Below are 22,718 nucleotides of genomic sequence, written 5' to 3' on the forward strand. Positions count from 1 at the left end.
ATTAATAATTATTAATTAAATAATTCTGGTTAAAAGCCTCCCCTTTCAAGGGGAAAAAAAGCGGTTGAGGGATGGCGAGGTCCCCTCGCCATATCCAATCAACCAAGACAGCGGTTGATCTTCGGAGCTTCCCGTAGGGTGGGATGGCGAGATCTCGGAGCTGGCCGACCATCGACCAAGAGAAGAAATAATATTTCCTGATATTCAATCAAGGACGGTTTTAACCAGAGGTAATTATCCATTATCCATTATCAATTGATGAACGTCGCCAATAGGACAGATTCCCTACCTACTTTTTCATCACAATAATTTTTAACGCCACCTACTTAGAATGTTATAGCACTAGCCCCAGTCAGCAAATATAAGATAAATTTGCAAAGACTGAACAAAAAACCTATTACCTTACTCTAAATTAGGTGTGGTGGAGGAGAATCTAGGAGTGCTAAATAGAATGTCTAAAGTATATTCATCCGTTTTTACTAAACATAGTCAACCAGAATCTCTTCGTGTAGGAGTTATTGGGGTTGGTAATATGGGACAGCATCATACCCGTGTCCTAAATTTGCTCAAAGATACAGAATTAGTCGGTGTCGCAGATATTAATGTGGAAAGAGGACTCGACACTGCTAGTAAATATCAAGTTCGTTTTTTTGAGGATTATAAAGACCTTTTACCTCATGTTGATGCTGTATGTGTAGCAGTTCCCACTCTTCAGCATTACGCTGTAGGAATGACTTGCTTAGAAGCAGGAGTCCATATCTTAATGGAAAAGCCTATTGCTGCTAGTATCGCCGAGGCCGAATTTTTGGTAAATACTGCTGCTGAAGCTAACCGAATTTTACAAGTGGGTCACATAGAAAGATTTAATCCTGCTTTTCAAGAACTTACTAAAGTCCTAAAAACTGAAGATTTATTGGCCTTAGAAGCTCATCGGATGAGTCCTTATTCTCATCGAGCTAATGATGTGTCTGTAGTTTTGGACTTAATGATCCATGATATTGATTTGTTACTAGATTTAGTTGCTTCTCCAGTTGTCAAACTAACTGCTAGTGGAAGTAGTGTTTCTAGTTCTGGAAATTTAGATTATGTAACAGCTACTCTTGGTTTTGCCAATGGTATTGTAGCGACTTTAACTGCTAGTAAGGTGACACATAAAAAATTACGTTCTATTGTTGCTCACTGTAAAAATTCTTTGACAGAAGCAGATTTTCTGAATAATGAAATTCTGATTCATCGGCAAACAACAGCAGATTATGTGACAGATTATGGTCAGGTTCTTTATCGTCAGGATGGTTTAATTGAAAAGGTTTATACTAGCAATATTGAACCTCTTCATGCAGAGTTAGAGCATTTTATTCATTGTGTGGGTGGAGGAAATCAACCTTCAGTTGGAGGAGAACAAGCTCTTAAAGCATTACGGTTAGCTAGTTTGATTGAGAAAATTGCCTTTGATGGTTTAGCTTGGCATTCAGAAGATTCAGAATGTAATTTATTGAATACTTCCATGTTAAAAGTAAGTTAAAGTATTTCCATAAATTCCTAGAGGAATTATTCAATATAAGTATTATTTCTTGAATTAATTACTCCGCCTTGTTGATTGATTTAGGCGGATTTTTACACTGAAATAAATTCAAGATATAGCTATAAGCATTCAGCTATAAGCATTCAGTTATCATACCAAATCCGGTTATCAAAAGTCCGTTTTTCGCTCTTACTCTCTAACCCTTCTGCATTCTGCCCTCAGCAGAACTGCCTTACCTTCATAATATAGCAATGTGCGCTGGCATATTTACAAATTGCAGGAAGTGTCCAATAGCTAAAATCTTATATTATCAGCTTTTTATTCCCCCAAATGAGTTCCAAATGAGCTGTTACCTGCGCGCAGCGCTATAACGGTTCTTTCTAAACCGGATTTAGTATCAGCTATCAGCTAGAGCAAAAACTTTTAACTGTAATGTTTTGAAGTTTTTTAACTGTCCTAGTCTTAATGGGTAGTGCTATAGATATTTTTTTAATTTTGGCGAAGCTTTACAATCCTATTTAGTCAAAGTAATACTATTTTGTAGTCCTATTGAGTTGATTTCAAAAATCTCTTGACATTAATACCATCGATAAAAAAATAATGTTACGCAGAATTTGAGTTATAGTCATTTCAATTTTAGATTGAGACAAGCGTTTCTTCCATTGAAAGACTTTTAGCTGAAAAAGTATTTCATTCTTATTTGAAATTACTATATTTCTAGACTTTACCCATAATGTCTCTTTGACTAAAAATCAAGTTTCAACTCAATAATATTATGTGCGGTTAAATACTTATAAATAAGGGAGCACCGGAGCAGGGAGTATGGAGAGATTTACCGTTGAAGTCAGAAGATGATGTTTTTGATTACTAAGAAATGCGGACATAATATAAATAAATGCTGAAAAACTATTCCTCCTGACTCCTGACTCCTAGTAATAACTGAAATATTTGTAGTAAAAATTGATCACAAAAGTATAACCGGATTTTTAATATTTTGACAAAGGCAGTTTTAACAATAGTTATTAATAATTTAGAGTGACTAAATTATTAGTTAAAACTACCCTATATAATTCTCTTAAAAAAGGTAGAAAACTCAACCAAATGTGGAACTATTCCAGCCCCACATCGAACCTTTAGCATCAGAAAATTCTATATAAATTCGATTTTTTGGTACGCCTAAAGCCTGATTAATTTGTTGACAAAAATCTTGACTTATCCCTTTTGTTTGCTGAGGATTCATATTACCAATACTCTTAATTTCCATGTAGCAGACAGGTTCATCACTACTACCACCAAAAGTCATGGGAATATCTGATTCAAAAGTAGTCATTACATAAGATTCTGATTTACCAAAATGCTTCGCCATACCAGAGGAAAGGTTTTTTAAGAGGATGTCAATTTTATCTTTTTCTGGTTGAGAAACAGAAGTTTTAACTTTAATTAGTGGCATAAATCAATCAATAATTAGGGTTTGCTGAAAAAGTATTTTAGTAGGGGTAGGATATAGGATACAGAATACAGGAGACAGGAGGATTTAGAGGAGGTAGGAGTAAGAATTGTAAGAATGATTTTTCTGCCCAACTATGCGCCTAAAATATCAAATTTTTGAGCATGAAGAGCTGAAAAATTTGCACTTTTTTCGATACCAAAAAGGCTCTTGTCTTTATATGTCAATGCTTTTAGATTTAATCGGCAAAGCAATAATTAACAATAAAAAAATGGTTATAGCTTAATCTAGTAGATATGAGCTAAAGAGCTATTTATCAAAACTATATCTATATAGCACTCATAAACATCAAAAAGCCGATCGCTGAGTGCCAATTAATATATAGTGTTTCTTAAGCTACTGAGGTAGAGTAGTTTTTGTTATGTTCTTATTCCCTACTCCCTACTCCCTAAAAAAAACAAATTTTGCACCTCACCAACATGGAAATTACTATATATTATTAACCACCATAATTCCAACCTGTACTTTCTAACAATAGAGGGTCTCCCTCACGATGTACACCTGCAGCAATTACTTCTCCTACATATACAGTATGGTCGCCCTCTTCTACAGCACCAACAACTTTACATTCCACATAACCAAGAGTATCTGAAATAATTGGACATCCAGTTTCTCCCAGATAAAATTCTATATCCTCAAATTTATTTCCCACACGACGTTGAGGTTTGAAAAATTGTTGAGCTAAATCTTTTTGTTCTGCGGCTAAAAAGCTCAGAGAAAATACCCCACTAGCCTTAATCATGGCATGGGATATAGAATCTTTGTTTACACAATTAACAACTAAGGGAGGCGCAAAAGATGCTTGCATTACCCAACTGGCCGTAAAACCATTAACTTCCTCACCATCTTTAACACCACAGATGTATAATCCGTGAGGAATCTTACGCAATATTGTTTTCTTCGCCTGTTCGTCTAACAAAGTTTTACCTAATATTATTAATGAAGTTTACATTTGATATTTTAACAAAACTTAACCCATTGTATAACAGGGAACAGGGAACAGTTCATTAATGGATAATGGATAATTACCTCTGGTTAAAACCGTTACGGAATGGAATATCAGGAAATATTATTTCTTCTCTTGGTCGATTGGATATGGCGAGGTCTCCTCGCCATCCCTCGACCGCTTTTTTCCCCTTGAAAGGGGAGACAGAGTAAGCTGAATTATTTAATTAATAATTATTAATTATTAATTTTTCGGTAACAGGCAATAGAAAAGAATTTCTCTGTCTAAGATTCATCATCAACATAAGTCAAATGCCAACTCGTTCCTTGCTATAGTCAAGTCTAAAAGTTTAACTAAAAATCAAAAAATATACAGCACATTTTGTGATGTGATTATAAATTTTGCTCGCTAAATTAAAAGAAAATTAATATTCTAATAATGTTTTCCCTAAACAATTTTTTCAAGAAACTAACTCATCAAAAAATTTGGCGTTTCATAGCAGTAGCATCAATAATTTCCACCTTAGCGATCGCCTGCAACAACACTCAAACCACCAGAAACTCAGAAACACCAACAACCCCCGAACCAGGTACCCTTGTTTGGGCACGCTACAGTGACTCTGACACCCTCGATCCCCACAAATCAACATCACCCTTATCTAGACAAATAATCGATCAAATCTACGAAACACTTTTGGCCTTCGATGACCAAGGTAAAATTCAACCAAACCTAGCCAAAGAATGGTCAGTCAGCAATAATGGCCAAGAATATACCTTTACACTCAACGAAAATATCAAATGCCATGACGGCACAATCTTTGATGCTAAAGCGGTCAAATTTACTATTGACAGAGCGATCAACCCTGAGACAGAAAACTACACCAAAGACAGTTGGGGACCGATAGAAACTGTCGAAGTTGTAGACGACCTCACAGTTACAGTCAAAATGTCTCAAGCTTTTAGCCCCTTTCTCCGCTTTCTCGCCGATCCTTACTCCAGCATGATATGTCCTTCTGCCATTCAAACCTATAACAACAAATTTGGCATAGAAGGAGCAATAGGTACAGGTCCATTCAAATTTACTGAGTGGACTCAAGGGGAACAACTTGTACTAGAGGCCAACCCAGACTACAAAAATTATGGGCGACAAGTAGAAAACTCTGGTACTCCCTACATCAAAAAATTGATAATTAAAACTATGCCAGAAAGGGAAGCACGTTTAGCAGCACTCAAGTCTGGAGAAATTCATTTAACTGAACCCCCACTAGAAGAAATTTCTGCTCTCAAGGAAGACTCAAAATTCAAACTTCATACTGCTGAAAATACTGGTCAAATAGTATTTTTAGAGTTTGTTACTTCCCGACCTCCCTTTGATGATGATAGAGCAAGACAAGCAGTAACTTATGCCATAGATCCCAAAAAAGCAACGGAGGAAGTATTTGCAGGTTTAATTAAACCTTCCGAATGCGCGATCGCAGATGTGATGTTTCCTAGTGATGAAAAACTTTGTTCCGAGTTTAGTATTAAACCAAATCCAGAAGAAGCAAAAATTTTATTAGAGGAACTTGGTTATAGTGAGGATCAACCATTAGAAATAACTCTTTTAACCTGGAAAGGAGGTAACCGTCAAAAAGTAATAGAAAACTTTCAAACTCAACTAGAAGAAGTGGGAATCAAAACTAAGTTAGAAACAATGGATATTGGTACTCTTAATGCCAGAATAAAACAGGAAAATAGTCAAACAGAAGGTAATGGTGTTATTGATATGATGGGGTGGTCTTGGTATGACCCAGATTTTCTTTATACATTGTGGCATTCTCCTGGTTGGATGGGGGGTTATCACAGTGATGAACTGGATACATTACTAACAGAAATGCGAACTACAACTAATTTAGAAGAACGACAAGAAAAAGTTATAGAAGTTCAGAAATATTTGTTGAAAAATGCAGTGATGATGCCACTTTATAGTCCTGGTTGGATGTGGAATTATGTTAGTAGTTCAGATGTTGAAGGTTTTAAGATAGGTGCTTTTAATCGACCTTTATTTAATGATGTAAAATTGTCTAATACTGTAGAAGAAAAAGAAGCAGTTGAGTCTCCTGTAAGTTCGGAAAAAGAAGAATCAGAACAGCCAGTTATGACAGAAGAAAGTCAACAGGATGGAGAGTCTATTTCTTCACCAATAAATGAGCAAGAAGTAGAAGTTTCTCCATCACCTGAGAATGAGTAATTAGGGCTTGCTGATTAAATATCAAAGCATTTATAGATAAAGGTTTTAGCCTTTTTAGCTCTGGAAAAAGTACCTAGTTTTTAGCTCTTTATGCTCAAAAATTCAGCATTTTGGGCAGGATAGTAGCCCAAAAATTACTCCCCTACTCCCCTACTCCCCCGCTCCCCTACTCCTTAAAAAAGACTTTTTCAGCAAACCCTAATTAAGTCTTGAATAAGGAAGAAAAAAGGAAGAAGGAAGAAGGAAGAAGGAAGAAGGAAGAAGAAAAAAGTGGATGGGGATAGTCTTCGACAAGCCACTTCTTGTCTACAAACCTCAACTAATTGTCAACACCGTCTAGACCGGAATTAATATACCATTTATCAAAAATTTTTCTACATTTTATTGAGTAGGGGAGTAGGGGTGAACGGCCGTTCACCCCTACATATCTTTAACACTGAATAGCACCGATGCTATCGGATTTGATATTAAACCCAAAAGAAAAAGTACAAAATAATATCAAATAATTGGATGCCAATTAAGAGGGGAAAATAATACTTAAAATCTGCCCTTTTAGTTGTGCAAATTAATTATCTTGTTTATAAAATGGAGGCAAAATTTTGCTTTATTTGCAATTTAGATGAAGGTATCCAAGAAATAATTAAAAAGTATGCTTCTGCTTTGACTAACATAGGTGTATATTTTTTAAATTCAGAAGTAGAAGAAGCAATTTATTACTGTTCTCAAGATTTGGAAGATGCTTTGAGGACTACGATCTCTTATTGGTATTGGAAACAAAATAATGGAGAATATTTTCATACACCAAATAATTTTTTAATTAAAGCACTTAAAAAGCGTTTCCTGACAGAATGCTGCGCAAACAGCTGATTGGCATTTAGTAGTCAGCTTTTTAGAAGGGACAACCCCTCTGTAAAATTAAACGACTTATAGAAGTCGGGGATTTACAGCACTTTTGAGGATTGTGAGGTACAATTGAAGACTAAATCTATCTTCCCTATTAGACCTCTCCAAAAATACCGATTTTGGAACAGTACTATAAAGGTTTAAGAACCTTTTCTGGAGATTTCTATTTACTAAAGCGATCAAACTTTGTACCTCACTAACTCCAAAGCTGCTGTAAACTCAAGCTTTTAGCGTGCTGAAAGCTTAGTGCTAAAATGCTGATAGCTAGTTAAAGACTATTGGCATCCTTACCAATGGGATGATAAATGGATGGAAAATCAAATATTTAAAAGTGAAAGAATGAAGCTGAAATTCACTGGGGAAAAGATAAACGGAATTATCTAGTGGTTGATATTCAAGAAAAATTATAGGAACAAGAGCGACAATAATTTTTAGGAGTGGAAAAAGTATTGATTTGCGGAAAGTTAGTAGGATGACTAGGGAAGATTTACTAGAATATGCTGAAGGAGACTATAGAAAATTTTGCTAAGTAATGAAAATTTATCTGAATAATTTTACAGTGAAGCTATTTGAGAAGTTTGCTAATTACAAATTACAAATTACCAACCTTCACTTTAAAATTAAATTAAATCAGGAGCTAGAAAACTTCTAACTCCTCAATGATCGGAATTTACAAGTAATTAGACTAATCATCCTTGGGTCCAAAAACCATCTGTACTACCATTTGTTTTCCGTCTGGTTGATGATAGCGATCGGCCCAATGTCTAATGATTTCGTCTAACTCTTCTTTAGCTTGCTCATAGCGGTCTGGAGAAATATCAAACTCCTCCAAAATACGCATTACCTTGTTGTTTTGTTCTGCCCAATCCTTCATCAGACGGAAATAACGAGCTGTCTCTTCGACCATGATATAAGTGCGTTCCTCCTCATCTTCTGGAGAATAAGAACAGCGAGTGAGGGCATAAAAAGGCATTCCCCAAGGAGAATCTATCTTAGTTACCGTACCAGAATAAATCAAGCGACGTTTAATATGTTCTGCTAAAGCTTCACTTAGAGGCATTCGGCGTTCTGGTGGTAAATCTTCCTGAGACCGCCTGTGTAAAAACTCAATTAACTCCATAAACTGAAAAGAATTAATCAATTTGGCATCAGGCATATTTGGGGGGAGTTTAGTTTCAGTATATCGCTTTTCCTCAGTAGTAAGATTTTTACCAGGAACCCTTGATTGCCCAGGATTCCAAGGATATTGTTCGAGCCACACATAGGGAAACTGAATCAAATAGCGAGGTTCTTGAGAACCCAACATTTTTAGTAGTTTACCTTTAGTGAGCGCTTCTTCTACTTCTTGCACAATTACTTTAACCCGTTTAGGTTCTATGTGATGCAGATGTCCTGTCATGCGCAGATTTTTACCTTGTTCAATATAGGTCATATAAATCGCACATTTAGCCGCAGTTGCAGCTGCATCCAAGAAAGCTCCATGACGATGCCCACTCGTCCTCATGGCACTAAATGCTAAATATAACATAATCTGATCCATAGCACTGGGGCTAAGGCTATTAATCAGATCGGTATCATTTTTCATGACAATCCCCAAAATAACAAAAACTTAAGAGGCATAGTATCATCCTCTATTAAAAATATGCTGACTATGATGATAATTCAATAATAGAAATTCAGCCAAATATAACTCTTGCACCAAGCAAGTATATTTCTTTGAGACTTTTTGCATTTGGCGTAAGAGCAGGCACGCAAATTAAGTGTGCGAATAGATTGTTATCTTAGTAGATTTTTACACCCTGTGTACTTTTGACTGACATGCATATTTATATCAATATAACATACAAAAGTACTATAGATAACACTTAAATAGCAGTAGTATCAATGGTTACTAAGGTTAATAATGCATTGAGATTTGATGTTCTCTGTTAACACTTAAAGGTCTGAAGTTATATAGTTTAAATACCCCATAGCTTACTACGATATTAAACAATAAAATTCTCTCGTTAATTAACAAGAGAATTTTTGACAAATTTTTAGAGAGTTAAGATCGTAAAACCAAAGCCTTAAGTAACTTTAACAAAGATGTAATTAAGAATTAAAACTTAATACAGAAAGAGACATTTTGATAAGCTTCAGCGTCCACTACCACGATGAGGACATTTGTCATTTTCAACCTCACAATCAAAATCAGAAGTACTAATTGTGTTTACAAAAGCTCGTATATTTCCCTTTTTGGCATTATCTTGATGAGTTTTAGTTCTAGCAGATCCTCTGAAAAATATAGAAGAAAATGCCACTTCATTTTCAATGACTAAAGCTTTGCTACTAGGAGTATTACCTAGTAATAATAAAAAAGAAAGAATAATCGCTGTATAACTTTGCATAGGTCAAATCCGTGTGATAGTGTCTATTATCTGATACGAATATTAAAGATACAATCAGGATATTTAACTAATAATTTATGAATTTAATTTTCTTTTATACCGATTTTTCACACTAAAAAAATGCCAATAATTGTGGAGAGTAAGTAATACTAAAATTCCCAAAAGGGGTTGAGTAAAAAGCTATTAAAGTGGGTTTACGAAGAGAAGGGAATGTAAAGTTAAGACCTAAATTAATTCTATAGATTATGAAAGAACAAAAACTATGTTTCAACTACCTACCCATGATTATCCGGTTTAGATAGCCCTCATTCAGTAAATAAAATTATTAACAGGTTGGTGGCCTAAAATTTTATTTGTGTTTGTCAAAAAATTTAGTTACATTGGGTATTGCTTAACTACTAATTCACAAATTCCGGTAAAATGTAAAATTAGTCAAAACTCACAAAAATTAAGTTAAAATGGAAAAAGGGTTTATTCTTTGGTTTACAGGCTTAAGTGGAGCTGGGAAAACAACTATCAGTAAGGTTGTGGCAGAAAAATTAAGAGAAAGAGGTCGTAAAGTAGAGATATTAGATGGAGATATAGTTCGAGAAAATCTATCAAAAGGGTTAACTTTTAGCAAAGAAGACCGAGATATAAATGTCCGGAGAATTGGATTTGTAGCTCATCTCCTCAGTCGTAACGGAGTAGTAGCAATTACCGCAGCAATTAGTCCCTACAGAGAAATACGCAATCAAATTAGGGAAATGGATGAAAATTTTATAGAAGTTTATATAAACGCACCTTTAGCAGTATGTGAAACACGGGATGTAAAAGGATTATATGCCAAAGCTAGGGCAGGAGAAATTAAAAATTTTACTGGTATTGACGACCCTTACGAGGCACCAGAAAATCCAGAAATTACTTGCCACACAGATAAAGAAACATTAGAAGAAAGTGTGGCTCATATAATTAATAGTTTAGAAAAATCAGGTCATTTAGCGTAATCTAAAGAATAGGGAGGGATTCAGCAATGAGGCAAAATAAATCTAGATACTGGGAAGATGACATTTTGCTAATCATATCTTTGTCCAAAAATCTAAGTTATGGAATAATAGTTTTATTATCCAGTTGCTGGGGATTGGCATATTCTGCACAAGCTCAACCCCTCTCTCAAAAATTTCAGAAAGCACCAGCAAACTCAACTTTACCAAAACTCACAGAATCTTGGCCTGAAGGTACGGAAGCAAAACCACCACTGCTTCCTCCAGCACCAGAACCAATATCTATTCCTGAACCAGAAACTCCTTTACCAGACTCAACAGCATATACACTGGGCGGCGGCGATCGCATTCAAATAGATATCTTTAATATACCAGAATATAGTGGGAAAAATGGCCAACATCAAGTGCAAATTGATGGGACTCTTAACTTGCCATTGGTAGGTAATGTATTGGTTGAGGGAAAGACTTTAGATGAAGCAAAAGAATTAATTCAAGAAAAATACAGCGAATATCTACAAATATCTATAGTTAATCTCAATCTCCTAGCAGCACGTCCATTGAAAATAGCGATCGCTGGAGAAGTCCAACATCCAGGTTCATATACTATTTCTCCCATTGTCGATGGAGGGGAGGATACTCAAAGTGGAACTCAATTACCTACAGTGACTAAAGCATTACAGGTAGCAGGTGGAGTGACAACTTCAGCAGATGTCAGGCAAATCAAAATTCGTCGCACCCAACTCAATGCTCCAGAGCAAGTCATCAGTATTAACTTATGGGAACTACTGCAAGATGGTAACTTGCGTCAAGATATTCCTCTGCGGGATGGGGATACTTTATTTGTCCCTAGTATTACTGAAGTTAATCCAGTAGAGTCTTCTCAATTAGTAAATGCTAACTTTGCTGGTACTAATACTCAACCTCTCAATATTGCAGTGGTGGGAGAGGTGGCACGGCCTGGTCCATATATATTAGAAACAGGTATTGACCAAAGTCAACTTTCAGCTACAGAAGAAAACTCAGATTCTACCGAAGCAGATAACAATATTTCATCTTCTCAAAATACTAATTTGCATACTGTCACTAAAGCGATTAAAATGGCAGGAGGTATTACTCCATCTGCAGATATTCGGCAAATAATGGTACGCCGACTAACTCGTGCTGGTACAGAACAAGTTATAAAAGTAGACCTTTGGCAACTTCTGCAAAATGGAGATTTAAACCAAGACCTAGTTTTAGAGTCAGGAGATACAATTTATGTGCCAGTAGCAGATGAAGTTAACTTGGATGAATTAGCTGAAGTTACCGCATCAAGTTTTTCTCCTGGCAATCTAAAAATTAATCTTATTGGAGAAGTTGTTAATCCTGGGATAATTTCTATGGTTCCTAATAGTACGCTTAATCAAGCTTTATTAGCGGCAGGGGGTTTTAACCAGGGAAGAGCTGAAACTGAAGAAGTGGAGCTTATTCGCCTCAACCCGAATGGTACGGTTACTCGTCGTCAGGTACAGGTAGATTTTTCTGCAAAAGTTAATGAAGAAACTAACCCTACTTTACTTAATAATGATGTAATTTTAGTTGGTCGTTCTGGTAGGGCAGCTTTGACTGATAATGTTAGAGGTGTTTTAGCTCCTTTCAGTCCTATTAATAGAATTTTAGGGATATTTTTAGATATTTTTAATTAAGTTTGTAGGAAAAAAAAGAAGGAAGAAGCAATAAAAAAGAAGCAATAAAAAAGAAGCAATAAAAAAGAAGGAAAAATTTTGTGTTGTCTAAGCTTTTGATATGTTCGTGCCCTTTCCTTCCACTAACATATCAGTAGCTCCATATATAGCAGGCAACAGGCAACTAGCAACAGTGGGAAAAACTTTTCCTCATATTTAACTGATTATCATTCTATGTCCTAACCAAGTCAATATTTTCTATATATATTGATAGGGATCTGTACATTAGAGCTGATTTATAAAGTGAATATAAAGAGGCTGGATTCCTTGCAATACAAGGGTTTTGAGAGTTAGACCCCAATAAGACCTAAATCCCTGAGAGTTGGATTAAATAAGGGTTTTAGCTAATTTTACAAATCATCTCTTAGCAACAAAAAAAATTTGCTTGAGATTGTTTTATTATCCCTAAGTAATGATAAAAATACATTATTTTGCTTAAGCTCTATTGATTAGATAGACATTTCTGAAAAAGAATGTAGGGATGTTCTATTAAATGGTTATACAGGGGTTTGCTCAAAGCTTTATGTAATTTTAGAAATGTCTATTAAGCTGTTGAAAATTTGTTAAACATTTAGGCAATATATCCCAATTTGGGGAAAGGCAAGAGGTAATATCATGTCCGGTTGAATAGTTATAAATAAATGACAGAGGAGTCAGGAGTCAACCCACCCCTCGCCCCTCCCCCTCCCAGGAGGGGAACTCAGGAGTCAGGAGGGAAGAAAGAAGGAAGAAGCAAGAAAAAAGAGAAAATTTTTTTATCACTAATTATCCGGACATAATATAACAAATAGTATCAACTGAAAATACGTCCTAGCTGATAATTAAAATTATTGAATAAAGATATATAGTAGTTGCAAGTCCGCAATCATATATTCTTAAATATATCTTGCTTGAATTACAGTAATAACTCTATTTTTAACTTTTAATTCTATAGATATGGAACCCGAAAAAAAAAATCTCTAACAGAAAATATATAGCAGTTTAAGGAAAGGATGTGGACATATTAAAAGCTTAGAGAAAACAAGATTTTTCCTTCTGCTCTAAAATTAAAATTCTTCAATGAAGATATATAGTAATTGCAGGTCCGCAATCATATATTCTTAAATATATCTTGCTTCATTCACAGTAATAACTTGATTTTTAACTTTTAACTTGATAGATATGGAACCCGAACAAAATTATCAATTATCTTTATATAATAATCGCGGTCAACTCCTAAATCAGAGGAAAAATTTGACTCAGAATCAATATATCTATGAAGCTGAATTTCATCAACTAGAGGAAAAACTATCTCAAAAAGAAAATAAGATTTGGAACTTAGTATGTCATCGTTTTTTCTTGATTTTTAGTGTAGCAACTGCCACAACAACAGGAGCATATTTCTGGACTTTAAATCAGATTCCTATATATCAGGGAAAATTTCAAATATTAGTTGAACCAGTTAAAGTTACTAATTCAGTTAATTATCAATTAGGCACAGAATCACAAAAATTAACTACAAATTCTCAAGAAAGTTGGGAACAACAAGCAGCAAATATTATTTATGGCACGGGAAAAGAGAGAATCACTTCATATCCAAACCAAAATATTCAAAACAATCAAGAATCAGATAACTATAGCTTAGATTATCAATCTCAAATTCAAGTCTTAAAAAGTCCGCAGTTTATGCTGCCAATCATTGCAGATATACAAAAAGAATATCCAGAAATTAATTATAATTCTTTGTTTAAAAAACCAGAGAGGCAACTTTTTAGTCAAGAGAAACTAAAAATTCAAAGACTAGACAATACAAAAATTATAGAAGTTAGCTATCGAGATTCGGACTCAAAAAAAATTAAATTTGTCTTAGATAAATTAGCAGCAGCTTACACTGAATATGGTCAAAATGACCAGAAAACTAATACTGATGAAGGATTGGATTTTATTGAGGAACAAATTTCAAAAAATCAACAAAAAATCAAAGAATTACGGAAGGAGTCACAGCAACTACAACAAGAATATCTGTTTATTAACCCAGAACTCAAAAGTCAAGAAATAGCAGCAGAAAGTAATCAAATTCAATCACAAAAACTAGAGAATAAAATATTACTAGACCAACAGCGATCGCTCCATGCTATATTACAGAGTCAGTTGGGAATTAATCCAGAAGAAGCTTTGATAGCTTCAGCTTTAAGTCAAGCAGCAAGATATCAATCATTACTAAATCAATTACAGGAAGTAGAAACAACAATTGCTCTAGAATCAGCTCGTTTTAAAGAAAAAGCACCTCAAATTCAAGCTTTATATCAACAACGAAAAAAATTACTACCTTTATTAAATCAAGAAGCAGAAAAAGTTATTGGCAGAGATATAGAAGAGGTAAGTAAAAAGGCTTTAGCTTTTCAAGACTCAGTTCGCTTAGAGTTAATTCATAAAATGATTTTAGCTGCGAATCAAATTGAAGTTCTCGAAGTCCGGAGTAAAGTATTAGATGAAGCTGAGGCAAAATTAAATGAATATATTGAAAAAATGCCAGAAGTAGTAGGGCGTTATCAAGAAATTAAACAAGAATTAGAAAACTCAAATAATATACTCAAAGATTTATTAGAAAAACAACAGCAATTACAGATAGAAGTAGTATTTGAAAAAGTACAACCTTGGGAATTAATAGCACCACCAGAATTGCTGAAAACTCAAAATGGTCAGTTAGTAACAATATCTCCAAATATGATATTAAATCTTGCCCTGGGAGGAGTAACAGGATTAGTATTAGGAATATTATTAGCTAAATTGGGAGAAGGATTTCAACAAGACGTTTTTCAAACACCAAAAGAAGTCAAAAAATCTATCGGGTTGCCATTGTTAGGCATAATTCCTATACATGAACAAAGAAATTGGATGAACGATGAACTAAAAGAAAATAACAGTTCATCCTTAGTATTATATCCCTCAGCTTTTCAAGAAGCCTTCCGTACTTTAAATGCTAATATTCGTCTCCTAAATATAGAAAATCCCATTCATTCTTTTGTCATTAGTTCCGCAACACCAGGGGATGGTAAATCCACAGTAGCAGGTCATTTGGCCAGGGCAGCCGCCGCTATGGGTCAACGAGTCCTATTAATAGATGCCGACCTACGTTGTCCACAGATTCATAATATGATGGGACTTTCTAACCAACAGGGTTTGAGTAGCATAATTGCCGATGGTGTGCCAATAGAAACAGCAATTCAGCGATCGCCCGTGGATGAAAATCTATTTGTTTTAACATCTGGCCCTGTTCCGCCAGACCCAACGAAAATTTTGTCCTCACCACAGATGCACCAATTAATTCAAGATGCAGCTACAACTTTTGATTTAGTTATTTGCGATACAGCGCCATTATTGGGTCGAGCAGATGCTAGTTTATTATCAGCTTGTACTAATGGATTAATGTTAGTAGTGGGATTAGGTAAGACAGAGCGAGAAGCTTTAAGTTTAGCTCTAGATGACTTGAGTATGGCAGGTGTACCGATGTTGGGAATAGTTGGTAATGGCGATCGAGCTGATTCTTATTATCAGAGATATTATGATTATGAGTATATTCAGCCACGTTAAGAAGAAATGAAGTAGTTTTACTTGTGGAGAAAATTATCTTGTATCTTGATATTCTATAGAAGATGACGATTGATAAGGAATAGATTTATAGATCGGGACTTACGCAAATCAACCTTTTAAACACCATCTGTAGGGGCGAATGGCATTCGCCCTCACTATATTTAGGGTTTGCTGAAAAAGTCTGATGGTGATGATAGGCAACAGGTAAAAGTTTAGACTATCTGCTACGGCCAAATTTTCTGATAGTCAGGGGAAAAATATTAGCATTTTGATGCAAATTGAGCCAAAAACCTTGTACTTTTTCAGCAATATTTAGGGTTTGCGTATGGAAAGTCTTTTTGCTGGGGTAGGAGACAACCCACCCCTCGCCCCTCCCCCTCCGGTGGAGGGGAATACTGGAGACAGGAGACAACCCACCCCTCGCCCCTCCCCCTCCGGTGGAGGAGAGAAATAGGAATGAGCGAGGAAGTTAGGAGTAAGAATTTTCCCTGAATTTTTCTGCCCAACTATGCGCCTAAAATACGCTCCTTTTTGAGCGTTTTAGACTGAAACAGGCGCACTTTTTAAAAGCCCCAAAAAGGCTAAAATCTTTATATGTCAATGCTTTTAGGTTAGATCGGTAAGCCCTATTTAACCCTGGAAGCATTTGCAGGTATTGATTACAATGCTATTCAGCAAACCCTACATATAGCAAAGGCGAATGGTATTCGCCCCTACAGATGGTGGGTTAAAAGTCAATTTGCGTAAGTCCTGAGTTTATTTGTAGAGAAAATTATCTTGATATTCTTTAGAAGATAACGATTGATAAGGAACAGTTTTTTCCACTCCCCATCTCCCCATCTCCCCATCTCCCCATCACCTAAGTGGACTTAAACTAAAGCGATATACTTTGCAAATGACTACGAGGGTTAAAAGTGCGATTAGCTTTAATTTTTTCGTAGCACTCTTTTTCTATAGCACTAATATCTTTGGGGACAGTAATAGTAACCCGTACTAACTGGTCAGTACGTCCCCCTGACTTAGGTTTTTGCCATCCCTTACCTCGTAACCGTAAAGACTGACCGGAACGAATACCCGCAGGAATATTAACATTAACCATACCATCAGGAGTTGGTACTTCAATAGATGTACCCAATACAGCTTCATCTGGAGTTATTGGTACTTCACAAAGTAAGTTCTCTCCATCAAACTGGAAAAAAGAATGAGACTGAATTTCTACCTTTAGATACAAATCTCCTCTTTTCTTAGTGTATGGATCTAATTGACCTCTACCTTTAACTCGAATTTTACTTCCTGGTTTAACCCCTGGAGGAATGGAAACTTCTCCAGTACCTACACGTTTTTGTGTTCCTCGGAAAGCTTCTGCAAAAGTAAGAGTAATCTCAGCTTCTAAATTCAAAGAAGCTGCTGACTGACGATTTTCAAAATTAGAAAAACCATCAAATCCATTATTAAATCCCCCTGGCCAACCTGTATTAGTCTTGTAGGTATAAGTTTGTCGTCCACCAACATTACCACTACCTGGAGTTCCACCACGCCCTAATAAGGTATTGATAAAATCTTCAAAACTGGCATACTGACTAAAATCGAAACCTCCAAAATCTACGGTAGTACCACCAGTACCTCCAGGCCATCCGCCACTTGTGGAACCGACTTGATTCCAGTATTGACCAAATTGGTCATACTTTTTACGTTTTTCTGGATCTGATAAAACTTCATAAGCTTCATTAACTTCTTTAAAACGAGCTTCTGCTTTCTTGTCACCTGGGTTCATATCTGGGTGGTACTTCCTTGCTAATTTACGATAAGCTTTTTTTATTTCTTCGGCAGTAGCGCTTTTAGTTAAACCTAAGATTGAATAATAGTCTTTAAAATCAGTTGTAGCCATTTATCTATCTCCTCATTTTAATATTTTTCAGATTACAGTGCTTTTCAAATTGATGAACCACATCTTTACAAGCAAAACCTTGTAAGGACGTTCAATGGAACGTCCCTTTTTAACCGAGAGAGAAGTCAATTAGTAGTTAATTATAAGAAAACCATCAATAACAAATGTCAAGTATTAAAAGTCAAAAGTAATATACATTATAGATATAGCAGATTTCATCAGGCGTGAGGTACATCCATAGCGGGCAAGATGCCCACACTGTAGAAATTCCCTAGTTAACATCTGTATTTCAGGTACTTGGAATCTGCTGTATATCTGGTTTCAAGTGTTTTTTTGATTTTTAAGATGCAATATTCATAAATTCAGATAAGGTCGTTATGTTTTCTCCAGTAGAAATTAGTTTCAACCCATCTCCTAGTTGGCAACATTTTTTATAAAAAAACTACTGCCAGATATTAGTAACTAATCAATCGGGCTGAATTTTAATTTTTGACTTTACTTCTTTCAAGTTATCAAGGTTTAATATTTATTTAAGTTCGGTTTTTCCTGAAAGAGTAATAGCAATTGCCGTACTCTATATTTCTCTATATTTATTTATACTTTATCTATAGGCACTCAGCTATCATCTATCAGCTTGAGTTCAAACTATTACCTACAAAGTATTGAATTTTTATGGCTGTACTAAAAAATTTTAGTTCTATAACTCCACATTAAAAGTTAATTATGAATTATGAAAAATGTCAGAATTAAAGCTATTTTTTTTAGTTGTAATATGGGGATAAATTTAATGAATATTTTATGTAGAGAAAATCTCATTTTAGTAATTAATAACTAACAACTCCCTTTCCTTAAAATTAGAGGATTGACTAAAAGATTTTTTTTCTTGTTTTGATGCGCAGAGACTTTAAATCTTAATTATTCAGTAAAATGCAAAAAAACCTCTTCTATTCTGTTTTCTGCTTTGCGATAACAATAATTTTCAACGTCCACATATTAGGGCTTGCTGATTAAATATCGAAGCATTGACTGATATTGATTTTAGCCTTTTTAGGGTCGAATTGCAGTGTGCCTGTTTCAGTCTAAAATGCTCAAAAAGTTAGTATTTTAGGCAAGAGTTGAGCAGAAAAATCAAGGGACAATTCTTACTCCTACTTCCTCGCTCATTCCCTTGTCTCCTGTCTCCTGTCTCCTGTCTCCTATCTCCTATCTCCTATCTCCTATCTTCTGTCTTCTGTCTCCTGTCTCCTGTCTCCTGTCTCCTACCCCAGCAAAAAGACTTTTTCAGCAAACCCTATTTAGTAATTCGTTTGAGTATATCTAATCCTTCTTCACAACTTGGAGGAGCATCTGTTAACTGTCGATACATTTTCATTATTACTTCTTCAGGAACTTGACGCTGTCGTTGTTGATTTCTTGTTAAGCATGATTCTAATGATTTGTCAAGCCATAAACCAGTTAGATGGGTAAATCCACTTTCCTTTGCCAGGTCAATTACTTGTCGTCGTTGCCGACGTTGGACATTAGTAGCGTCATATATGGCCAGAGATTTCTGGCGTACAGCTTGGTAAAATTGTTGTTGTACTTGCTGCCATACTCGGAGCCAAGGTCCTTGAATTGCTTCATCACCAAATAACTCAGCACGGATAGCATCAGTAGAAATTAATTGACACTGATGATATCTAGTAACTATTTTCCTTGCTAGAGTGGATTTACCACTAGCTGGAAGTCCAATAAGAATAATTAGTTTGCTCATAAACTAGCAATTAGCATTTAGTGGTTAGCGGTATTTACTACCAACTAACCACTAAAACTCAAACACTGACTAGATCACTGTGCCATCTGGGATAACGGCATTCTTCAAGACAACAACAATACCGCTACGAATGATAAATCCTTCATCCTCACGTTGAGCTTCCTCTATACGATCTTTATTAATAATCTGGACATTGCGACCAATGCGGGCATTCTTATCAATGATTGCCCCACGAACAGTAGTTTCAGCACCGATTCCCAATGGAACAATACCCTTTTGTCGCCCAGATTTACGCTCTGCAAAGGGTTCATAGTAATCTGCCCCCATCAGCAGAGAGTCCTCAATTACACAACCAGCTTCAACTCGTGATCGCACTCCTAAGACACAATGGTCAATGCGGCATTGTTTGAGAATACAACCTTCTCCGACAATTGATTCTGTAATTTGACAATCCAAAAGTTTACTTGGTGGTAAGTAACGAGAACGAGTATAGATAGGAGCTTTTTCATCATAAAAGCTAAAAGGTGGTTGAGGTTGTTGGGTCAAAGCCAAATTAGCTTCATAGAATGACCTAATAGTCCCGATATCTTCCCAATAACCTTCAAATGGGTAAGCTTGAACATTATAATCTTTAGCCGAATTAGGTAGAATTTGCTTACCAAAATCTGGAGCTTCGGATTCTTCCAATAGTTTGACCATGACATCTTTATTAAAGACATAAATCCCCATAGAAGCAATGTATGGTTGTTCTTTAGCGACTTCTGGACTAACTCCTAAAACAGTGGTATCCACTGCCATAATTTTTAGATCGTCCCCTTTAGGTTTTTCGCTAAATTCAATAATCCGACCAGAGTCATCAATTTTCATTAAACCAAAATCAGATGCTCGTGCTTCATCAATGGGCAAGACAGAAAGGGTAATATCTGCCTTTGTTTCAATATGACGTTGGACAAACTCCCGATAGTCCATGCGGTAGAGATGGTCTCCGGAGAGAATTAGGTAATAGTCAATATCCCACTCTTTAAATAACCAGATATATTTGCGGACAGCATCGGCGGTTCCTTGGAACCACTCTGGATTATCTTTAGTTTGTTGAGCTGCGAGAACTTCTACAAAACCTTCACTGAAGCCTGGGAAGTTGTAGGCGCGAGTAATATGACGGTTTAGAGAAGCTGAGTTGAATTGGGTCAGAACATAGATTTTCTCGATGTCTGAGTTGATGCAGTTACTGATAGGAATATCTATCAACCGATATTTCCCGGCTAGGGGTACTGCTGGTTTGGCCCGCAGTTTTGTTAATGGATAGAGGCGGGTACCTGCGCCACCGCCTAGAATTATACTTAGTACGTTTTTCACGGTTGAACCTCACTGCCAACAACATTGTCATTCTAAGTGTCCAATGGTTAGGGATCGTTGGCAAGGGGGTAGATTTTATGAAGTCAGAAGTCAGAAGTTAGAAGTTAGAAGTTAGAAGTAATCCCTGAGTGAGTTTGAGCATTTATAAATGTTCGCGCCCTATTTTTGTGGTGTTATATGTAGATATGGTTAGGTTAAATTTTGGTTATGGGTGGGCGATCGCTAATTATCTTTTCCCTTGTAGGTTTAATTAGGTAAAAGGAAGAAAACAACAAATATTTGGTAGTATAGTCAAGGGTTATTACTGAGAAGGAGCTGATTGCTAGTATCAATATCTATGGCAATTTCCGGCAAGAACTGAAAAAAAAGGGGATTTTTTTGACTTAGCCACAAAAAATATTTGAAAATGTGGTTGGAGGTGATTTGATTGTACGCCAAAAAACTTGAATTAAAACTCAGTAACCAGGAGCGCTCATTTATGGCGAAATGTGCTGGTTATGCTCGTTTTGTTTACAACTATGGCCTCAGTATGGTTAATGGAACTTCTGCCATGACCAAAGTTAACAAACGTGGTCAGGAAGTTAGCTTGAGTTACGCATTACGTATTTTAGAAGCTAAAAAAGTCTTTACTAACTATGTAAAAAAGCAGCCAGAATATGCCTGGATCAACAATTATTCGTCTCGCATTTATCAAAGTGCTTTTCAACATCTAGGTGAAGCATTTAAACGGTATAAAGAAGGAACCAGTAAGTATCCTAAGTTGAAAAGGAAAAAAGACAGACAATCTTTTACTGTTTATGACGGTAATGGAAAAGTTACAATTAACCCTGGTAAAAAAATTAAAATACCAACACTAGGGACTTTTCGATTATGGGAATCAATACCTTACACCACAGCAAGTCAGACTTTTACTATTAGTAGAACAGGGGAAAAATGGTTTGTTAGTTTTAGTATTGAAGCTGAGAAGTTGCCAGTTCATCCCCTATTAGATAAGCGACAATACGAAACTTTTGGTATAGATGTTGGAGTCAAACAATTTGCAAGTATAGCAAACCAAAAAAAGAGAGAAAATGAAGTTGTAAGTCTCCCAGACTCTATTAAACTAGAGCAATTAAACCTGGCTAAGTTTCAATGGCGCAATCGCAATAAACAAGTAGGAGGTAAAGGTAAACCACCTTCAAAAAATGCGATTAAATATTACAAAAAACTCGCGAAGTACCATTGTCGTATTGCTAACGTGCGTAGAGATTTCATAGAGAAAACTACTACAAAATTAGTGACTCAAGTCAAGCACGTCTGCTTAGAGAGTTTAAATGTGAAAGGAATGATGCAAAATGGTAAATTAGCAGCATCAATAGCTAGGCAAGGATTTTATCAGTTTCGGCAACGATTGACAACCAAAATCGTAAGCTCCGGTGGGACAGTAGTGCTAGCTGACCAGTGGTTTCCATCTTCTAAAACTTGTCATAGTTGTGGTCATATTCATCAAGAATTAAAGCTAAAAGACCGCACCTTTGATTGCCCTAACTTTGGAATGATAATAGACCGGGACTTGAATGCAGCACTGGTGTTATCTCAGTATGGGGAAATTAATCAAAAAAATAGGGTAGGCTGTACCCGAATTTACGCTTGTGAACTGGAAGAGGGCGGCCTCCCAGGTTGAAGCAAGAAGCAAACATCTTGACTGGCATTACTCAGGTTTTACCAAGTTTTGCCGGAATTGTATAGGTATTGTACAGCAGCTAAGTTTATATTTCTTCAAGTCATCAAATGAGGCCCCGAATCTGAAAATTGTTTGGGCAGATCAAGGTTATAGAATAAAACTAGAGAAGCCAGTGGCAATGAGCAAGTGGATGGAAATTAACTATTCAGAACTGAAAAAGGATTTAAAGTTTTGCCCAGACGTTGGGTGGTATAAAGGACTTTTGCTTGGTTAGGCTGTAATCC

At 35.9% G+C, this 22,718-nt stretch carries 16 protein-coding genes; 9 read left to right on the forward strand and 7 right to left on the reverse strand.

Annotated elements, in window-relative coordinates:
* The first annotated feature begins 451 nt into the window (after positions 1-451).
* A complete protein-coding gene (locus F6K06_RS10555) occupies positions 452-1,522 on the forward strand; it encodes a Gfo/Idh/MocA family protein (RefSeq protein ID WP_124145941.1) in 1,071 nt (356 codons plus the stop codon).
* Between the two features lie 1,093 nt (positions 1,523-2,615).
* Here the strand turns inward: F6K06_RS10555 and F6K06_RS10560 are convergent.
* Positions 2,616-2,972 (reverse strand): phenylpyruvate tautomerase MIF-related protein, encoded by a 357-nt coding sequence (locus F6K06_RS10560; protein ID WP_124155059.1) that lies wholly within the window; start codon positions 2,970-2,972, stop codon positions 2,616-2,618.
* 496 nt (positions 2,973-3,468) lie between these two features.
* The gene (locus F6K06_RS10565) at positions 3,469-3,948 is read right to left on the reverse strand and encodes a flavin reductase family protein (protein WP_124145939.1); all 480 of its coding nucleotides are present in this window, start codon (positions 3,946-3,948) and stop codon (positions 3,469-3,471) included.
* A 465-nt stretch (positions 3,949-4,413) separates the two neighbouring features.
* Between F6K06_RS10565 and F6K06_RS10570 the strand changes: the two genes are divergently transcribed.
* On the forward strand, positions 4,414-6,204 hold the full coding sequence (locus F6K06_RS10570; RefSeq protein ID WP_124145938.1) for an ABC transporter substrate-binding protein: 1,791 nt from the start codon (positions 4,414-4,416) through the stop codon (positions 6,202-6,204).
* 585 nt (positions 6,205-6,789) lie between these two features.
* Positions 6,790-7,071, forward strand: coding sequence for a hypothetical protein (locus tag F6K06_RS10575; protein ID WP_153183491.1), 282 nt, complete (start codon positions 6,790-6,792; stop codon positions 7,069-7,071).
* Positions 7,072-7,792: 721 nt separating this feature from the next.
* Here F6K06_RS10575 and hetR read toward each other — a convergent pair.
* Positions 7,793-8,692 carry a heterocyst differentiation master regulator HetR gene (gene hetR / locus F6K06_RS10580; protein ID WP_124145936.1) on the reverse strand — a complete coding sequence of 300 codons (900 nt, stop codon included), beginning with the start codon at positions 8,690-8,692 and terminating at the stop codon, positions 7,793-7,795.
* Positions 8,693-9,242: 550 nt separating this feature from the next.
* Positions 9,243-9,494, reverse strand: coding sequence for a hypothetical protein (locus F6K06_RS10585; RefSeq protein ID WP_124145935.1), 252 nt, complete (start codon positions 9,492-9,494; stop codon positions 9,243-9,245).
* Positions 9,495-9,952: 458 nt separating this feature from the next.
* On the opposite strand from F6K06_RS10585, the gene cysC reads away from it, so the two are divergent.
* The 5 genes from cysC to F6K06_RS10610 all read left to right on the forward strand — a co-directional run bounded on the left by cysC (position 9,953) and on the right by F6K06_RS10610 (position 16,228).
* Positions 9,953-10,480: an adenylyl-sulfate kinase gene (gene cysC / locus F6K06_RS10590; RefSeq protein WP_124145934.1), complete on the forward strand. Its 528-nt coding sequence runs from the start codon at positions 9,953-9,955 to the stop codon at positions 10,478-10,480.
* A 26-nt stretch (positions 10,481-10,506) separates the two neighbouring features.
* Complete coding sequence (locus F6K06_RS10595; RefSeq protein ID WP_287308927.1) at positions 10,507-12,162, forward strand: polysaccharide biosynthesis/export family protein; 1,656 nt, start codon at positions 10,507-10,509, stop codon at positions 12,160-12,162.
* 680 nt (positions 12,163-12,842) lie between these two features.
* Positions 12,843-12,980 (forward strand): hypothetical protein, encoded by a 138-nt coding sequence (locus tag F6K06_RS10600; protein WP_287240717.1) that lies wholly within the window; start codon positions 12,843-12,845, stop codon positions 12,978-12,980.
* Positions 12,981-13,362: 382 nt separating this feature from the next.
* Positions 13,363-15,774, forward strand: coding sequence for a polysaccharide biosynthesis tyrosine autokinase (locus tag F6K06_RS10605; protein WP_287240716.1), 2,412 nt, complete (start codon positions 13,363-13,365; stop codon positions 15,772-15,774).
* 325 nt (positions 15,775-16,099) lie between these two features.
* A complete protein-coding gene (locus F6K06_RS10610; protein ID WP_275670405.1) occupies positions 16,100-16,228 on the forward strand; it encodes a hypothetical protein in 129 nt (42 codons plus the stop codon).
* A 420-nt stretch (positions 16,229-16,648) separates the two neighbouring features.
* Here the strand turns inward: F6K06_RS10610 and F6K06_RS10615 are convergent, their stop codons facing one another.
* The 3 genes from F6K06_RS10615 to F6K06_RS10625 all read right to left on the reverse strand — a co-directional run bounded on the left by F6K06_RS10615 (position 16,649) and on the right by F6K06_RS10625 (position 20,771).
* Positions 16,649-17,662, reverse strand: coding sequence for a DnaJ C-terminal domain-containing protein (locus tag F6K06_RS10615; RefSeq protein WP_287240714.1), 1,014 nt, complete (start codon positions 17,660-17,662; stop codon positions 16,649-16,651).
* A 1,291-nt stretch (positions 17,663-18,953) separates the two neighbouring features.
* Positions 18,954-19,415 (reverse strand): AAA family ATPase, encoded by a 462-nt coding sequence (locus tag F6K06_RS10620; protein WP_287240712.1) that lies wholly within the window; start codon positions 19,413-19,415, stop codon positions 18,954-18,956.
* A 69-nt stretch (positions 19,416-19,484) separates the two neighbouring features.
* Positions 19,485-20,771, reverse strand: a complete 1,287-nt coding sequence (locus F6K06_RS10625) for a glucose-1-phosphate adenylyltransferase (RefSeq protein ID WP_124154568.1) — start codon at positions 20,769-20,771, stop codon at positions 19,485-19,487.
* Positions 20,772-21,249: 478 nt separating this feature from the next.
* Here F6K06_RS10625 and F6K06_RS10630 point away from each other — a divergent pair, with 478 nt between their 5' ends.
* Positions 21,250-22,434 carry an RNA-guided endonuclease TnpB family protein gene (locus tag F6K06_RS10630; RefSeq protein WP_192901152.1) on the forward strand — a complete coding sequence of 395 codons (1,185 nt, stop codon included), beginning with the start codon at positions 21,250-21,252 and terminating at the stop codon, positions 22,432-22,434.
* The last annotated feature ends 284 nt before the right edge of the window (positions 22,435-22,718 follow it).

Source organism: Okeania sp. SIO1H4 (assembly GCF_010672695.1).
GTDB classification, from domain to species: domain Bacteria; phylum Cyanobacteriota; class Cyanobacteriia; order Cyanobacteriales; family Microcoleaceae; genus Okeania; species Okeania hirsuta.

Bases quoted from the DNA above. Each gene is read 5' to 3' on its own strand.
- F6K06_RS10555 (WP_124145941.1), top strand. From the start codon at position 452: ATGTCTAAAGTATATTCATCCGTTTTTACTAAACATAGTCAACCAGAA.
- F6K06_RS10560 (WP_124155059.1), bottom strand. From the start codon at position 2,972: ATGCCACTAATTAAAGTTAAAACTTCTGTTTCTCAACCAGAAAAAGAT.
- F6K06_RS10570 (WP_124145938.1), top strand. From the start codon at position 4,414: ATGTTTTCCCTAAACAATTTTTTCAAGAAACTAACTCATCAAAAAATT.
- F6K06_RS10575 (WP_153183491.1), top strand. From the start codon at position 6,790: ATGGAGGCAAAATTTTGCTTTATTTGCAATTTAGATGAAGGTATCCAA.
- hetR (WP_124145936.1), bottom strand. From the start codon at position 8,692: ATGAAAAATGATACCGATCTGATTAATAGCCTTAGCCCCAGTGCTATG.
- F6K06_RS10585 (WP_124145935.1), bottom strand. From the start codon at position 9,494: ATGCAAAGTTATACAGCGATTATTCTTTCTTTTTTATTATTACTAGGT.
- cysC (WP_124145934.1), top strand. From the start codon at position 9,953: ATGGAAAAAGGGTTTATTCTTTGGTTTACAGGCTTAAGTGGAGCTGGG.
- F6K06_RS10595 (WP_287308927.1), top strand. From the start codon at position 10,507: ATGAGGCAAAATAAATCTAGATACTGGGAAGATGACATTTTGCTAATC.
- F6K06_RS10600 (WP_287240717.1), top strand. From the start codon at position 12,843: ATGACAGAGGAGTCAGGAGTCAACCCACCCCTCGCCCCTCCCCCTCCC.
- F6K06_RS10605 (WP_287240716.1), top strand. From the start codon at position 13,363: ATGGAACCCGAACAAAATTATCAATTATCTTTATATAATAATCGCGGT.
- F6K06_RS10610 (WP_275670405.1), top strand. From the start codon at position 16,100: ATGGAAAGTCTTTTTGCTGGGGTAGGAGACAACCCACCCCTCGCCCCT.
- F6K06_RS10615 (WP_287240714.1), bottom strand. From the start codon at position 17,662: ATGGCTACAACTGATTTTAAAGACTATTATTCAATCTTAGGTTTAACT.
- F6K06_RS10620 (WP_287240712.1), bottom strand. From the start codon at position 19,415: ATGAGCAAACTAATTATTCTTATTGGACTTCCAGCTAGTGGTAAATCC.
- F6K06_RS10630 (WP_192901152.1), top strand. From the start codon at position 21,250: ATGGCGAAATGTGCTGGTTATGCTCGTTTTGTTTACAACTATGGCCTC.